The organism is Streptomyces sp. NPDC013157 (assembly GCF_042899865.1).
GTDB lineage: Bacteria > Actinomycetota > Actinomycetes > Streptomycetales > Streptomycetaceae > Streptomyces.
Genome location: NZ_JBIBAK010000024.1, coordinates 68,524 through 84,067, shown reverse-complemented (window position 1 = coordinate 84,067; position 15,544 = coordinate 68,524). Strand labels below are relative to the sequence as shown.

Annotated in this window: 11 protein-coding genes; 8 read left to right on the top strand and 3 right to left on the bottom strand. The window is 74.9% G+C overall.

What is annotated here, in order from left to right; translation table 11 throughout:
• Positions 1 to 69 precede the first annotated feature (69 nt).
• A complete protein-coding gene (locus ACFY6U_RS46800) occupies positions 70 to 993 on the top strand; it encodes a sirohydrochlorin chelatase (protein WP_390048471.1) in 924 nt (307 codons plus the stop codon).
• Between the two features lie 141 nt (positions 994 to 1,134).
• On the opposite strand, the gene ACFY6U_RS46795 is transcribed toward ACFY6U_RS46800, so the two are convergent.
• Positions 1,135 to 2,166, bottom strand: coding sequence for a lactonase family protein (locus ACFY6U_RS46795; protein WP_390048469.1), 1,032 nt, complete (start codon positions 2,164 to 2,166; stop codon positions 1,135 to 1,137).
• Between the two features lie 122 nt (positions 2,167 to 2,288).
• Positions 2,289 to 3,776 (bottom strand): FUSC family protein, encoded by a 1,488-nt coding sequence (locus ACFY6U_RS46790; RefSeq protein WP_390048467.1) that lies wholly within the window; start codon positions 3,774 to 3,776, stop codon positions 2,289 to 2,291.
• Positions 3,777 to 3,990: 214 nt separating this feature from the next.
• Between ACFY6U_RS46790 and ACFY6U_RS46785 the strand changes: the two genes are divergently transcribed.
• The 3 genes from ACFY6U_RS46785 to ACFY6U_RS46775 all read left to right on the top strand — a co-directional run bounded on the left by ACFY6U_RS46785 (position 3,991) and on the right by ACFY6U_RS46775 (position 6,754).
• Positions 3,991 to 4,467, top strand: a complete 477-nt coding sequence (locus ACFY6U_RS46785; RefSeq protein WP_351500967.1) for an Lrp/AsnC family transcriptional regulator — start codon at positions 3,991 to 3,993, stop codon at positions 4,465 to 4,467.
• A gap of 15 nt (positions 4,468 to 4,482) precedes the next feature.
• Positions 4,483 to 5,160, top strand: a complete 678-nt coding sequence (locus ACFY6U_RS46780) for an HAD family hydrolase (RefSeq protein WP_390048465.1) — start codon at positions 4,483 to 4,485, stop codon at positions 5,158 to 5,160.
• Positions 5,161 to 5,272: 112 nt separating this feature from the next.
• Positions 5,273 to 6,754, top strand: a complete 1,482-nt coding sequence (locus ACFY6U_RS46775) for an MFS transporter (RefSeq protein WP_390048463.1) — start codon at positions 5,273 to 5,275, stop codon at positions 6,752 to 6,754.
• 236 nt (positions 6,755 to 6,990) lie between these two features.
• On the opposite strand, the gene ACFY6U_RS46770 is transcribed toward ACFY6U_RS46775, so the two are convergent.
• Positions 6,991 to 7,782: a LysR family substrate-binding domain-containing protein gene (locus ACFY6U_RS46770; protein WP_390048461.1), complete on the bottom strand. Its 792-nt coding sequence runs from the start codon at positions 7,780 to 7,782 to the stop codon at positions 6,991 to 6,993.
• A 152-nt stretch (positions 7,783 to 7,934) separates the two neighbouring features.
• Between ACFY6U_RS46770 and ACFY6U_RS46765 the strand changes: the two genes are divergently transcribed.
• The 4 genes from ACFY6U_RS46765 (at position 7,935) to ACFY6U_RS46750 (ending at position 15,541) form a co-directional block, all read left to right on the top strand.
• Entirely contained in the window at positions 7,935 to 8,327 is a 393-nt protein-coding gene (locus ACFY6U_RS46765) for a DUF5997 family protein (protein WP_390048459.1), read from the top strand.
• 200 nt (positions 8,328 to 8,527) lie between these two features.
• Positions 8,528 to 9,382: a DUF4132 domain-containing protein gene (locus ACFY6U_RS46760; protein ID WP_390048457.1), complete on the top strand. Its 855-nt coding sequence runs from the start codon at positions 8,528 to 8,530 to the stop codon at positions 9,380 to 9,382.
• Positions 9,379 to 14,331, top strand: coding sequence for a hypothetical protein (locus tag ACFY6U_RS46755; RefSeq protein ID WP_390048456.1), 4,953 nt, complete (start codon positions 9,379 to 9,381; stop codon positions 14,329 to 14,331). Before ACFY6U_RS46760 ends, ACFY6U_RS46755 begins: the two co-directional genes overlap by 4 nt.
• 46 nt (positions 14,332 to 14,377) lie before the next feature.
• On the top strand, positions 14,378 to 15,541 hold the full coding sequence (locus ACFY6U_RS46750) for an AAA family ATPase (RefSeq protein ID WP_390048454.1): 1,164 nt from the start codon (positions 14,378 to 14,380) through the stop codon (positions 15,539 to 15,541).
• Positions 15,542 to 15,544 lie beyond the last annotated feature (3 nt).

Sequence of the window (15,544 nt, the reverse complement as noted above, 5' to 3'; positions counted from 1 at the left end):
CGGACGGATACCGCTCACCTGCACCCTCCCCGAACAAGGGAGCCCAGATAGCCAGTAACATGCGGCGCCATGAGCTCCCCCACTGGGCCCGCCGGCCTGCCAGTACGAATGCCGCGCCCCCGCCAGCCCGGACGGCACCGCCGCCCCGAGCCGCTGGTGGCTCCCGAGGACGCGCCCGCGCTCGTCCTCGCGGTGCCGGGTAAGCCCAGCGCGACCACGCGCAGCCTCGCCGAGGAGGTCGTGAGCATCGCCCGCTCCGAGCTGCCCGGTCTCGACGCCCGCATCGGGTACCTGGACGGGGACGACGCGGAGTTCCCCACCCTCCAGTCCGTGCTGGCCGGTGCCGCCGAGGAGCGCACCGCCCGCTACGAGCAGGCCGTCGCCGCCGGCGTCGAGGGGATCAAGGCCCCCGACGGCCCGGTCGCCGTCGTCGTGCCGCTGCTGGCCGGTCCGGACAGTGCGCTGCTGCGCCAGGTCCGCCACGCGGTCATGGAGAGCCGGGTCGCCGCCGACCTGACCGATGTCCTCGGCCCGCACCCGCTGCTCGCCGAGGCGCTGCACGTGCGCCTCTCGGAGGCGGGGCTGGCCCGTGCCGACCGCGCGAGGCTGTTCACCGTGGCGACGGCCGCGGACGGCATCATCCTCGCGTCGGTGGGCGGCGACGAGGCGGTGCAGGCCGCCGGGATCACCGGCATGCTGCTCGCCGCGCGCCTGGCCGTGCCGGTGATGGCCGCCGCGCTGGACCAGGAGGGTTCGATCGCCTCCGTCGCGGAGCAGCTGCGGGGTTCGGGGTCGCAGCAGCTGGCGCTGGCGCCGTACCTGATAGGGCCGGAGATCGACGCGGCGCTGCTGGCCGCGGCCGCGGAGGAGGCCGGTTGTGCCACCGCCGAGCCGCTGGGGCCGTACCCGGCGATCGGGAAGCTGGCGCTGGCCAAGTACACGACGGCGCTGGGCATCGCGCCGCAGCAGCCGCAAGGTGCGCCGGTGCGCTGAGCCGACACAAGCCGACGGCTCCCTTTCTCGGAGAGGGGGCCGTCGGCTGTTTTCGGGGTGCTGCGGCCGGTCCTTGACCGCAGGCCGGTGGGGGCTGGTCGCGCAGCTCTCCGCGCCCCTTGCGGGGCGCTGCAGGCGACGTCAGTCGAAAACGATGCAGGAAGGCGCCGGGATCTCCACCGTGCCGTCGTAGCGGGGCTGGCCGGTCCGCCGGTCGACGGTGAACCAGGTGATGTTGCCCGACCGCTCGTTGGCGGCGTAGAGGAAGCCGCCCGCCTCGGTGATCGCCCGCGGCCAGTGGCCCCCGCAGGGGACCGTCGCCGTCAGGTGCAGCTGGTCCCCGTCGACCGTGAACGTGGTCAGGACGTCCTCGCCCCTGGTCGCCGTCCAGACGAAACGGCCGTCGGGTGAGACGGCAATACCGGACGGGTAGGCGTCGCCGGCCGGGGCGCCGGGCAGGACCGGGGTCTCGGTCAGCGGCTTGAGGGTGCCGGTGCCGGCGTCCCAGCGGCAGACGGTCACGGTCGGGGTGAGTTCGTTGACGACGTAGGCGTACCGGCCGCCGGGGTGGAAGGCCAGGTGGCGGGGGCCGGAGCCGGGGCGCAGGGCGAACTCGCGGTGGAGGGAGGGGGCGCCCTCGTCCAGGGTGCAGACGCGCACCGAGTCGGTTCCCAGGTCGACGCTGACCGCCCAGCGGCCGCTGGGATCGGGCTGCACCTGGTGGGCGTGCGGGCCGCGCTGACGCCGTTCGTGCGGGCCCGAACCGGTGTGCCGGAGCAGTCCGGAGGGGGCGGGGGCGAGGGTGCCGTCGGGGCGGACGGGGACGGCGGTGACGCTGCCGGAGCCGTAGTTGGCGGTCAGGACATGGCCGTCGAAGACGCTCAGATGGGTGGGGCCGCTGGCGTCGACCGGAACCGGCGGCCCGGCGAGGCGCGGCTTGTCGTCGTGGACGTGGTACGCGGCCACCGCGCCGTCGGCGGTCTCGCTGACCGCGTACAGGATGCGCCCGCCGGGCGCGAGCGCGAGGTACGACGGGTCGGGAACGCCGTCGACGCTCTCCAGGAGGGCCAGGGCGCCACTGTCCGGACGGACCGCCGCCGTGACGACCCCCGGGCCGCCCGCGGCCGTGAACGACCCGATGAAGGCCCTGCGCCGCCTGCCGCCGTCTGCCACCGCTGTCCCCTATCGCTGCGAGCCACCACGAGCCGGTACGAGTCAGAACGGGCCGGTTCGGTCCCGCCCGGGCCGACGGTAGCAGCTGGCGGTCTAGACCAGGGCGTGTGGGGCGGCGCGTCTCAGGCGCCGACCAGGGGTGAGCGCGAGGGGGTGCGCAGTGGCTCGGCGAGTTCGGACAGGGCGCGCTCCAGGCCGTGCAGATGGGCGAGGGCGGGTTCGGCGGGCGGCTCGGCGGGGGCGGTGATGTGCTGCGAGCCCCTGGTGAGCGCCTCGACGGCGGCCTCGACGCGCCAGCAGGCGGCGGCCAGCCGGGCGTCGTGCGAGGCCTCCGGGTCGGCGGCGACCGCCACCAGGCCGCGGATCTCGCGGGCGCAGTGGTCCAGCAGGGCGAGGACGCGGCGGGCGCGGCGCTTGCGGCCGTGCATCGGGTTGAGCGGGTGCACGAGCGGGGCGACCGAGAGCCGTACCCGGCCGAGGAGCTGTTCGAGTTCGGCCACCCGGGGTGCCGGGTCGGCGGTGGCGGAGCCGGCGAGCCGGGCGGCGGCCTCGGCGGTGCAGGCGCGCACGCAGCGCAGGGCGCGCCGGATCCAGGCGTCGGTGGTGAGGTGGGTGGTGACCGGCAGCACGAACAGCACGGCGAGGACGGCGCCGAGGGCGCCCACCGCGGTCTCGGCCAGCCGCAGCCCCAGGAGGCCGGGGGTGAGGACGCCGAGCAGGCCGTAGAGCAGCTCGGCGAGGAAGGTCACCCAGAGCATCATCCAGGTGTAGGAGACGGCGGCCGTGTAGAAGATGCCGAAGACGGCGGCCGTGACCAGGACGGCGGTGGGAACCGGGGCGCCCTGCAACGGGGCGGCGACCAGCAGGCCCAGCGCGATGCCGATGACGGTGCCGAGGACCCGGCGGAAGCCACGCACCAGGGTCTCGCCGCGCGAGGCGGTGTTGACGAAGATCCACCAGGTGGCGCCGACCGCCCAGTACCAGCGCTGACCGGACACCAGCTGACCGGCGACCAGCGCGAAACCCGCGCCCGCGGTCGCCTGGACCGCCTGCCGGGTGGTCACCCGGGCCAGTCCGGTGCCGGCGGGCGGAGCGGGAACCGGCGGCGGGGGCAGGCGGCGCTCGTAGCACCAGAGACCGAAGCGGACGGCGGCGGCGCTGAGCACGGAGAGCAGGACGGCGGCGTACAGCTCGGGCAGCTGTCGGGGGGTGGCGTGCAGGAACTGGGCGACGAAGAAGGTCATGAAGGCGAACACGCCCAGGCTGTGTCCGCGCGGACCCCAGCGGCGCGCATACACACCCCCGCCGACCACGGCGAGGAAGACCAGGTCGCGGGCGACCGGCAAGCCGTGCAGTTCGGCCGCGGCCGCGAGCACCGGCAGGCCCACGACGGGCAGCAGCGCGGTGGTGACGGCCTGTCCGCGGACGGTGGCGTCGGCGACGGTGAACAGCGCCAGCAGCGCGGCGAGACCGCCGGTGACGGCGCCCGTGACGGAGTGCCCGGCCAGTGCGCAGACCACGACGGCGAGGCCGATGCCCAGCACGGCGCGCGCGGCGAAGCGCAGCCGGACCCGCCCCGGGTCCGGAGCCACGAACACCCTCTTCAGCACTGCTTCCCCTCCCGCGGACGGCACAGAAAAGGCGCCGCGGGGATCCGCAGCGCCATCGACACACCCATGAGAGCACCAGAGGGGCTGCTGGCTCAAGTGGTGTCGATTCCGCTGTGCCAATGGTCCAGTCATGACGAGGGTGGCTCAACGACCGAAGCGCCAATGGTCCAGGTCGGCCGGGATCACCGCTGAGCCATTGGTACAGTCGCACGTCATGACCGTGGACGAGCTCGACACCCGCATCCTGCGGCTGCTGCTGGAGCAGCCGCGCACCAGCGTGCGCGAGTACGCGCGGGTCCTCGGGGTCGCCCGGGGCACGCTCCAGGCCCGGCTGGACCGGCTGGAGCGGGACGGTGTGATCACGGGCACCGGCCCTTCCCTCTCCCCCGCCGCGCTCGGCCACCCGGTGCTGGCCTTCGTCCACATCGAGGTCACCCAGGGGCATCTGGACGACGTCGGGGACGCGCTGGCCGCCGTGCCGGAGATCGTGGAGGCGTTCTCGATCACGGGCGGCGGGGATCTGCTGACCCGGGTGGTGGCGCGGGACAACGCGCACCTCGAGGACGTGATCCAGAAGCTGATCAGCCTGCCGGGCGTGGTGCGCACCCGTACCGAGGTGGCGCTGCGCGAACGGGTTCCGCACCGGTTGCTGCCGCTGGTGGAGTCCGTCGGCCGGGCCGCACGCGGGTAACGGCATCCTGATCGCATGAGCGATCTCGGCGGCCTCGCGGTCATCTTCGATCTCGACGGAACACTCGTGGACAGCGAGCCGAACTACTACGAGGCGACGCGGCAGATGCTGGCCGGGCACGGTGTCACGGACTACACCTGGGCGGTGCACGAGCGCCTCGTCGGCATCAGCACGCTGGAGACGGTGACCCTGCTGCGCGACCGTCATGGACTGCGGCCACCGGTGGCCGAGCTGCTCGCGGAGACGAACCGGCGGTATCTGGAGCTGGCCCGGACCCGTACGCGCGCGTACCCGCAGATGCGGAAGTTCGTGGAGCTGCTGGCGGCCGAGGGCGTCCCGTCCGCGGTGGCCTCCGGCTCCTCTCCCGAGGCGATCGAGGCGATCCTGGCCGGCACGGGCCTCGGCGCGCATCTGCGCACCGCGGTCTCGGCCGACGAGGTGGCACGCGGCAAGCCGGCGCCGGACGTCTTCCTGGAGGCGGCCCGCCGCCTCGGCGCCGCACCGGCGGACTGCGTGGTGCTGGAGGACGCCGCTCCGGGCGTGGCGGCGGCGCACGCCGCCGGGATGCGCTGCATCGCGGTCCCTTATGCGGCCGCACAGGCCGATCTCCTGTCCACGGCCGATCTTCTCCTGCCCGGCGGCCAGGCGGAGTTCACGGCACGCGCGGCCTACGACTGGCTCACGTCGCTCTGAACGGCGGCCTTCCGGCGGAAGCCGCCCGGGCCGGCACCCGGAAGGAGCAGTCCGGCCATCCGTTCGCTCCGCCGGTCGTGCGAGGCGCGGGATGCCTGCATAGCGTGGCCGCATGACCACGACCTGCTCAAAGCCGCCCCAGCCGGCCACCGACGACCGGCGGTGGAAGGCGCTCGGGGTCTGTCTCGCGGCCGGCTTCATCTCGCTGCTCGACACCTCGATCGTCAACGTGGCGCTGCCCTCGATGGAGCGCGGCCTGGGCGCCACGGAGGCCGCCCAGGCCTGGGTGGTCTCCGGGTACGCGCTGACCTTCGGGCTGGCACTCGTCCCGGCGGGCCGACTCGGCGACATGCGCGGACGGCGCCAGGCCTTCCTGATCGGGCTCGCCGTCTTCACGGTGGCCTCGGCGGCCTGCGGGCTCGCGGCGAGTCCCGACCGGCTGGTGGTGTTCCGGCTGATCCAGGGCGCGGCGGCGGGCATGGTCGCGCCGCAGACCTCGGCGCTGATCCAGCAGATGTTCCAGGTCTCCGAACGCGCCAAGGCCTTCGGGCTGCTCGGCAGCGTCATCGGGGTCTCGACGGCGGTCGGCCCGCTGGCGGGCGGTGTGATCATCGACGCCGTCGGCACCGACGACGGCTGGCGCTGGGTGTTCTTCGTCAACCTGCCCATCGGGGTCGCCGCGTTCGCCGCGGGCCTGCGGCTGCTGCCCCGCTATCCCGCGTCGGCGGACCGGCGGGAACGGTTCGACCCGCTCGGGGTGCTGCTCCTCGGCTGCGGCGTGCTCGCGCTGATGCTGCCGCTGGTGCAGGAGCAGCAGTGGACCGGACAGGAGAAGTGGGCGCTGCTGCCGGTGGGCGCGGTGCTGCTCGGACTGTTCTGGGTGTGGGAGCGGCGGCAGGGCCGGCTCGGAAAGGCGCCACTGCTCGATCTGAGCCTGTTCTCGACGCGGTCCTTCACCCTCGGCGCGCTGATCAGCCTGTCCTACTTCGCCGGCTTCACCACGGTCTTCTTCGTCCTCGCCCTGTTCCTGCAGAACGCGGCGGGATACAGCGCCCTGGCGGCCGGAGTCGCGGTGCTGCCGTTCGCGGTCGCCTCGGCGGTCGGTGCCGCCCTGGGCGGCCGGCTGGTGATGCGCCACGGCCGCAAGGTGGTCGTCATGGGCCTCACCGGGGTGACGCTCGGGCTGCTCGGCATCATCGCGGTGGTGCGGCTGGTGCCGTTGGAGAGCTTCGGGTGGGCCGCGGCGGTGCCGATGATCGTCGGCGGCATCGGCTCCGGCATCACGGTCTCCCCCAACACCACGCTCACCCTGACCCGCGTCCCCGTGAAGCGTGCCGGTGCGGCCGGCGGGGTGCTGCAGACCGGCCAGCGCGTCGGCTCGGCGGCCGGGATCGCGGTGGTGGGCTCGGTGTACTTCGCCCACCTCGCGCACGGCGGCCCGGCCATCGAGGCGCTTCAGCTGGGCCTGGTCACCTCCGTCGGGTTCATCCTGGTGGCGCTGGGCCTGGCGGTGGCCGACCTGGGGGAGCGGGCGAAGGCGCCGGAGACACCGAAAGCGCAAGGCATGCCGGAGGCCGAGAGCCTGACACCCTGACCAGGAGGGGCCGGGGCAGCGCCCCCGAAGGGGCGCTGGGGGCACCCCCGGCCGAAGGCTGGGGGAGGAACTGCCCGACCAGCCACGACGGCGCCGCATCCGGCAGACCCCGGCCTTCCGACGGAACGCTCAGGCATCGTGACACTGCGCGGACCCCGGATCACGGAAAGCGATCGGGGCGCGAGGGAGCAGACCGGGAGCGGGTGCGAGGCAGGGTGGCGCCCGCCCGGCCGCGGCTACGAGCGACGGCGGGGCTTGCCGCGCTTCGCGGGCTTGGCGGACTTCGCGCCGGCGGCACGCGCGCGTGCGGTGCGGGCGCCCGGCGTCGCCTTGGCCCCGGCGGCCGGCTTCTGCGCCCGTTTGGCCTTCTCCGGCGCGGCCTGCGCCGCCTTCGTCGGCTTCGAGGCCGGTGCGGCCTGGCGGCCGCGGGTGCTGTTGACCGTGCGGCCGCGGACGATGCCGATGAAGTCGTCGACCATGTCCGTGGTGGCCTCCTCGGGCCAGGACAGGGCGACGGTCGACTCCGGGCCGTCGGTGAGCGGCCGGTAGGTGAGGTCCCGGCGGTGGTACAGCCGGGCCAGGGACTGCGGGACGACCAGGAGCCCCACGCCGGCCGCGACCAGCTCGACGGCGTCCTCGGTGGTCGCGGGGCGCTCGAAGGCGGGCTCGCCGGGCGGGGCGTCCCAGTCGAAGACGTCGTCGAGGGGGTGGAAGAGAACCTCGTCGGCGAGGTCGGCGACGGTGACCTCCTCGGCGGCCGTGATCACGTGGTCCTTGGGGACGAGGACCACGGTGGTCTCGGTGTAGAGGGGGATCGCGCTGAAGAACGTACGGTCCACCGGGAGCCGTACGAGACCGGCGTCCGCGTCGCCCGCACGCAGCAGGCCGGACGCCTCGGCGGCGGGGACCTGGAGGAGGGTGAGGGGGATGCCGGGATGGCGCTCGTTCCAGATCCGAACCCATTTGGCGGGCGTCGCGCCGGGAACGTACGCGAGCCGGAACGACGGTGTTTCCTCCGAGCCTGTCACCAGCCCAGGTTAACGGGGAGCGGACGACCGCCCGGCATCGGCCACGGACGGCCCCCGGCGGCGGCCGGGGCGGGCTGCCTCCGGCGGCGGTGCAGGGCCGGCGCCATCGGCCGTGGTCAGGGCTTCCGCGCCCGGCCGATACCCTTGACCTCATGAGTTCGCACCAGACCGCCCAGACGATGAAGCCCGCGACCGCGGCGAAGAAGCTGGGCGTGTACCTGCCCGCCACGCCCGCCGCCTTCCAGGAGGGCGTCGTCTCGCGCGCCGAGCTGGCCGAGCTCCAGAAGAACCCGCCGGAATGGCTGCGCGAGCTGCAGGCCAACGGGCCCCACCCGCGTCCGGTGGTCGCGGCCAAGCTGGGCGTGTCCATCGCCGGACTGGCGCGCGGCGGGGTGACGGAACCGCTCACCACCGAGCAGATCGAGGAGCTCAGGCGCGAGCTGCCCGAGTGGCTGGAGAAGGAGCGCGCCACGCAGGCCGAGGTCCGCAAGGAGACCGTGCGGCTGAAGAACCTGAAGCGGGAGAAGGAGTCGGGGCAGAACTGACGCTCCTCCTGCACGACTTCCCACGGCCCCGGCCCAGGCACCTCCGCCTGCGGACGGGGCCGTCGCCGTACCGGCCGGCTCCCCTCCCGCTCGCCCGCTGAACCGCGGTGTCCCCGGCCCGGCACGGACCGCGTGGGGCGTTGTCAGTGCTCTCCCCTACAGTCGCCATCACTTGATCACCGGGGTGCGGGGAGGCACACATGGGGTGGGTGACGGCCGGGGACTACGAAGTGGCCCTGGACGACGGCAAGGTGGTCTGCCGCAACGCGGCGGGGCGGCGGCTGAAGTCCGTGCCCGCGAAGCTGGCGGACGACCCGGCCGTGCTGGGGCTGCGGCAGCTCGCCGAGTGGCTGGAGCGGCACGAACGGCAGTGCCTGGCCGACGTGGAGCGGTGGATGACCCGGTCCCTTCCGGTGCCGCTCGCCGTCCTTGCGCAGGTCTGGCCGGACCCCGCCTGGCAGGCGGCGCTGCGCGACCTGGTGGTCACCGGCGCCGACGGCGAGGTCGCCGGGTTCCTGCGGGACGCCGAGGCCGGGCGCGGGCTCGGCCTGGTCGACCTCGACGGCGACACCGTGCGCATCGCCCCGGAACTGGTCCGGCTGCCGCACCCGGTGCTCCTCGAAGACCTGGCGGAGCTACGGGAGTTCGCCGTCGAGCTCGGCGTCGAGCAGAAGGCCCAGCAGCTCTTCCGAGAGGTCTGGCACCGCCCGGCCGCGCTGGACGCCGAGGGCACCCAGATCGAGGAGTACGCGGGCGGGGTCTTCAAGGAGCTGCGGTTCCTGCACGGCAGGGCCACGCAGTTGGGATACCGCGTGCGCGGCGGTTACGCGGTGTGCTCCGTGCTGGAGGAGGGCCGCGGGGTCGAGGCCCGGGTCTGGATCGGCGACTACGACAGCTACTTCGAGACCGAGACCGGCCCGCTGGCGTGGACCGATACGGCAGGCCGCACGCTGAGGCTGGGGCAGGTCGGGCCGGTCGCCTGGTCGGAGGGGATGCGGATGGCGGCGGCGCTGTACGCGGGGCGGGACATCGAGGACGAGGAGCGGGCGGCATGACCACGTACGACGACACCACCACGCCCGCGCTGCTCGACGCCGGCGCGATCCTGCCCCCGGGCACGACCGCGCGGGAGGACGCCGACGTCCTCACCGCACGCACCTACACGCACCCCGCCCTGGACGGGCGGGCGGTGGTCCGGCTGGTGCCGGGCACCCTCGGCGAGGCCGAGGACCTGGCGCTGGAGTTCCTCGGCCTGACCCGGCGGCCGGAGGCGCCCGAGGTCGGTCAGGTGCGCCGGGAGACCCTGGGCTTCCCGGCCTGGGCGCTGGTGCACGACCCGGCCAACGGCCATCACGCCCTCGCCCTGGTCAAGGACGTCGAGCGGCTGGCCCGGCAGGCCAAGTCCAAGCCGGGCAACGCGAAGGACGGCTTCGAGGCGCTCGGCGAGCGGCTCGGCCGCGCGGTCCCGCACTTCCTGCCGACCTTCTACGAACAGGCCGCCCGCATCTTCCTCCAGCACGAGAACACGACCTACGCGGCCGCCTTCTTCGGCAAGGCGCGCGAGGCCGAGCGGGTGCACGCCCTGGCCGTGGACGAGGAGCGGCAGCGGGCGGTGTTCCTGGAGTTCGCCTTCGCCGGGGCGCTCACCGTCAAGGCGCTCAAGGAGTACGTGAAGGACCTCGCGCGGCGGCTCGAACCGGCCACCGCCTGGGCGCAGTTCCGGCAGCTGACGGTGGAGCGCTGCGCGGCCGGTATGCCGCCGTACGCCTCGCTGCCGCAGGACGCGCGCGGGCTGATCAAGGCGGCGGGGCTCGACCGGGTCGCCGAGGAGTGCGCGCTCGTCGCCGACCTGCTCGCGTCCCCGGCCGCCGTCCGCGCGCCCGCCTCCTTCTGGAACGCCTACCGGAGTGTGCTGCCGGTCCTCGCCGAGCGGCGGCCGGGGGTCCGGGTGCGGCTGCTGGAGATCATGCCGGCCGGACTCGGCCGGACCGTGGAGGACGACGAGTTCTGGCTGACGCTGCTCATGGAGTGCGGGGCGGACCTGCTGCTCACCGAGGACGGCGGCGGGGAGGTCGACGCGGCGGACTGGCTCGGCCGGTGGGCCCAGCACCGCAAGCACGGGGCGGCGTACTCGCACCGCTCCCCCGCGACGCTGGCGCTCGCCGAGCGGATGGCGCCCCGGCTGCGGGCGGGCGGCCGCCCCGTCGACCTGTTCGCCGGGCGCTGGCAGGCAGGGGCGGACCTCGATCTGCTGGACCTGTGCGTCGCGGAGGGAATCAGGCTGGCCGTACCCGACGCGGACACCCATGTGCACCTGCCGCTGGCCGGCTGGCTGCGCGACGAGCGGCCCGGACAGCGGGACCTGAAGGCCGTCGCCGCCGAATCCCGTTACCGCGCGCTGCTGTTCGAGGCCGTCGAGGGCCTCGGCCGGGGGCAGGGGCCGGCGGAACTTCCCAAGGTGGCCGCGCATCCGGTGCTCGGCGACGTGCTGCGCGAGTGGCTGCAGGAGGCGACCGCGGAGTTCGCCGCCACCGCCGGACTGCCCGGCGCCGACGCGCAGCTGGAGCGGTTGCGCCCCTTCCGGGCGGTGGTGCAGGAGAGCCCGCAGGCGGTGCGCCGGCTCACCGGGTACGACATCGTCCCGGTCCTCGGCCGTACGCTGCGCGCCGGGATCCTGGACGAACTGGGCTGGCCCGCGCTGGAGGAGGCGCTGGAGCTGCTCGACGCCGAGGTGCGCAGGGACCGGGACGACGCGCTGTCGGTGACCGAGGCGTGGCCCGCGCTGATCCTGGTCCGGGGTCACAAGGCGATCGTCGTCGGCCCCGAGGGGATCCTGCTCACCCACGACCTGCGGCTGCCCGCGGACCTGGACCGCTGGCAGCGCCCCCGGTTCCGGTACGTCGACGGCGAGTTGCTGGTGATGTGGCGGGACGGCTCGAAGCAGTACGGCTACTGGTCGAACCGCCCGTCCGAGGTGGTCGCCCTCGGCGGTGAGCAGATCCCGAGCTGGTGGTCCGGCATGGACGCGGCCAACGCGTCGATCCCGCTGCCCGGCGGCGGCCGGGCCACCGGTGGCCGCACCCTGCACGCCGGGGACACCGTGCTGCCGCCCAGCCGCCCGGTCATCGGCGACGGCACCACGTACTGGCGTCAGGGCAGGCAGGGGCGGCAGTCCCTGTGGCTCGAGTACGACCCGGCGACCGGCGAGCACGGGCGGGCCTCGCTGCCCGCGCTGCTGGCGTCGGCCGTCCGCGAGGACGCCTCGCTGCTGCACGGCTCCTGCGAGGTGCTGCCGCTGCAACCCGGGCTGGAGCACAGCCCGTTCGGCACCGACGGCACGGTCCTCGGGCGATGGGTGCGTGCGGAGGGCGAGGGCGCCGAAGCGCGGACGACCGCGGGTACGCCGGACGGACGGACGGCGACCCTGCGGGCGGCCCGCAACGGCCGGGTGCCGGGGGTGCCGTTGGGCGCCCTGCGGCTGCCGGGCGGGGCCGAGCCGATCGCCGCGCAGATGTACCAGAGCGTCGCCCTGCACGCGGGCGACGGCACCGAGCTCGGAAGGGCCTCGTTCGGCGAGTCCGGCGGGGCGTACGCGGCCGGTACCCGGCTGGTGCCGCCGGTCCCGTTCTGGCACGCGCTGCGCCCCCGCGACGAGCGCGGATCGGCCGTACTGCGCGCCCTGACCGACGACTCGGCAGGTGCGCTGATGCGGGCGACGGCGACGGCGCTGGACGAACGGCAGCAGGCGCTGGCCCGGGCCGGGAAGGACGACAGGGCCAGGGCCGCGGTGCCGAGCACGGCCGAGGTCGCCGTGGCCGCGGTGGTACGGGCGCTGCCCGGACTGGCCGACCGGCGGCTGCTGGCAGGTGTCGCCGCCCTCGTCCAGGCCGCGCTGCGGATCGCCGAGGCGGCCGCGTCCCTTTCCAGGCCCGCGCAGGAGCGGCCGCGGCAGCCCCGGCAGCGGACCGAGGGCATGTTCGCCGACTACTCCCCGGAGCACGGCACGGACCGGACGCTGCACGACGCCACGGCCGGAGTCGTGTCCCTGCAGAGCGCGTGGCACGGCGGCTGGGGCGCGCTCCGCCAGATCCGCGCGGTGAACCACGTGCTGTCCGGCAGGCCGGCCGACGGCAAGCCGCTGCCCGAACACGAGCGGCTCACCGCCGTCGGCGACGGCTGGCAGAGCGACGAGCACACCGTCCCCGGCCTCGGCGCGGTCTGGCCGCCCGTCCTGGGCGCCCTGCGGCCCCTCGCCTACCGCGCCGCCTCGCCGGCCCTGACCGACGTCCAGCGCGAGCCGCTGCTGCTGCTGTTCGAGGCGCTGACCGAGGGACCGCTCGCCGGGCTCGGGACCACGCTGCGCGAAGTCGTGCTCAGCGAGCCGCACGACAAGCAGCAGCGGGTGGGGCAGGTGCTCCGCCGGGACGGCCGTACGGTGGTGGTGCTCGGCTGCCAGAGCGTCGACGGGCAGTCGGGAGCGGTCGAGTGGCTGGCGCTGGACCACGACCCGTCCGGGGCGTTCGGTGCCGTCGGGCCGTTCACCCTGGTCCGGGAGACCCGGTACACCGCCGGGATCCCGGCGGACCGGCTGGCCGAACTGACCACCCTGGTCCGGGAGAAGGGCGCCGCACCCTGGCGCCCCGCGGCCCCCGAGGCACTGGTCACCGCGACGAACGGCGCCCTCGGCCCCCTCCAGGCCACCGTGCTGCTGGCCGGCCACCCGCACGCCCCCGTCGCCGAAGGGCTCGCCACCGTCGGACTGAAGCCCCGGCAGCGGACCTTCGGCGCACAGCTGCTGAACTCGCTGGGCCAGGACGAGCAGCGGGCGCTCCTCGGTGCGCTCCTGCCGGACGACCCGGCCGAGCTGTGGACGACCGGCCCCGCCACCGCCGCCGCCGGCCGGCTGTGGACGGAGCGCCTCGGCACCCTGGTGCGCCTGCCGGAGGACCTCAGCACGGATCTCGCCGGCGTGGCCGCCGGGCACGCCGAAGCGGTGCTCAACCCCGCGCGGACCCCCTGGCTCGCCCGCACCACGGTGTTCCGGCCCGACAAGGACGGCGACCTCGCGCCCGCCGACCCGTCGGCGGTGCCCGGTTCGTACACCCTGGCCGGAGCCATGGAGAGCCTGGCCGCGCTGGCGTACGTGCTGCCGTACGGGCATGCGCTGCGGGCCGGGCTGGCGGACGGGCTCGGCGCCCTGCGCCGGCGGCTGGCCGATCCCGAGCTGCTGCTCGACCTGGACCTGGAGTGGACGGAGAAGGGCGGCCCGACCTCCGTGCAGCTGCGCAAGGTCTTCGGCCTGCCCGAGGCCGGCGGCGGCGACGCGCACGGGCTGACGAGGGCCGGTGACACGCTGGTGCTGCGTCCCTGGTACGCGGACACGGAGCACGTGCTGCTCCGGCCGGGAGCGCTCGGCGGAGCCGACGACCCCGTCTTCGGGCTCCTGGAGGGGCTGCTCGGCGAGGGGCGGGCGTCCCGGCTGCGGGCCGTCCGGACGATTCTCGGCGAGGATCTCGCCCGGGCCCTCGCGGCCGAGGGCCCGGCCGGATACGCCCAGGACCCCACAGTCTCCGTGCCCGCGCTGGTCGCGGAGGTGGCCGAGGCGCACGGTCTCGGCGCGGACGCCGCGGCACTCTACCTCCAGTTGCTGGCGCTGCCCGATCCCACCGACCGCAACTGCGCGCGCTGGACCGGCTGGAAGCCCGCCCGGACCAAGAAGGCGCGCGCCGAACTGGCGGCGACCGGCCTCGTCGTCGAGGCGAAGCGCCCGCGGGCCGGCCGCACCCTCTTCCTGCCCGGCGGCTGGCGCGATCTCAGGGCTCCGGCTCTGCCCTCGGAGACCTGGAAGGAAGCCCTCTACCCGGTCTCCGACGGCCACCGGACCCTTCCTCTGGTCCCGGTGCCGGAGCTGTTCGCCCGCGCCTGGGAGCGCGTGCGCACCGGGGACGCCCCCGCGTACGAGCAGCTGGCCACGCGGGCCGGCCGCGGAGGCCGCCGCCGATGACCACGATCCGCACCACCGCCCGAACCTCCTCGAAAGACGACCGCCGATGACCGTCAGCACCGCGCCCCTGCGCCAGATCGTCCCGCCCGAGGACCGGTACGCCACCGAACTGGCCTTCCTCGCCGCGTACGACGCCGGTCCGCGCCCGCCCGCCTGGCGGCTGACGCCCCGGGCCGTCGTCACGTTCGTCATGGGCAGCGGCGGCCAGGCGCTGCGGCTGCCCGACGACGCCGGGGCACCGGACGGGGTGCCGCGCCGGCTTGTCGTGGAGGGCAAGTTCGTCGGCGACCGGGCGCTCGTCGAGCGCTGTGTGGTGACCCTCGCCGGTGAGCGGGGGCTGCTGCTGGTCGGCGAGCCCGGCACCGCCAAGTCGATGCTGTCCGAGCTGCTGTCGGCCGCCGTGTGCGGCACCAGCGGCCTGGTCGTGCAGGGCACCGCCGGCACGACGGAGGACCAGCTCAAGTACGGCTGGAACTACGCCCTGTTGCTCGCCCAGGGCCCGAGCCGCCAGGCGCTCGTGCCCTCGCCCGTCCTCACCGCGATGTCCCGGGGTGCCGTCGCACGCGTGGAGGAGGTCACCCGCTGCCTCCCCGAGGTGCAGGACTCCCTGGTCTCGTTGCTGTCCGAGCGGCGCATCGCGGTGCCCGAACTGGCCGGCACGGACGACGCGTTGGCGCATGCCGCCCCCGGGTTCACCCTCATCGCCACCGCCAACCTGCGGGACAAGGGGGTCTCCGAGATGTCCGCCGCGCTCAAGCGGCGCTTCAACTTCGAGACCGTGGGCCCGATTCCGGACCTCGACGCCGAGACCGCGCTGGTGCGCGGCCAGGCCCGGGCGTCGGTGGAGCGGGCCGGGGCGCCCTTCCAGGTCGACGACGCGGTCCTCGAAGCGCTGGTCACCGCGTTCCGCGACCTGCGCGAGGGACGGTCGGCGGAGGGCTGGGAGGTGGAGCGCCCGTCCACGGTGATGAGCACGGCGGAAGCGGTGTCGGTGGCGGGCGCGCTGGCCCTGGCTGCAGCCTACTTCCCCGGGGACCGCGACGTCCTCGGCCTGCTCCCGGGCCATCTGCTCGGCGTCGTGCGCAAGGACGATCCCGCCGACGCGGCCCGGCTGCGCGGCTACTGGGACGGTCCGGTACGACGGCGCGCGGAACAGGGCTCGGCGACCTGGCGCACGCTGTGGGACCTGCGCACGGTCCTGGAGGCGTGACGG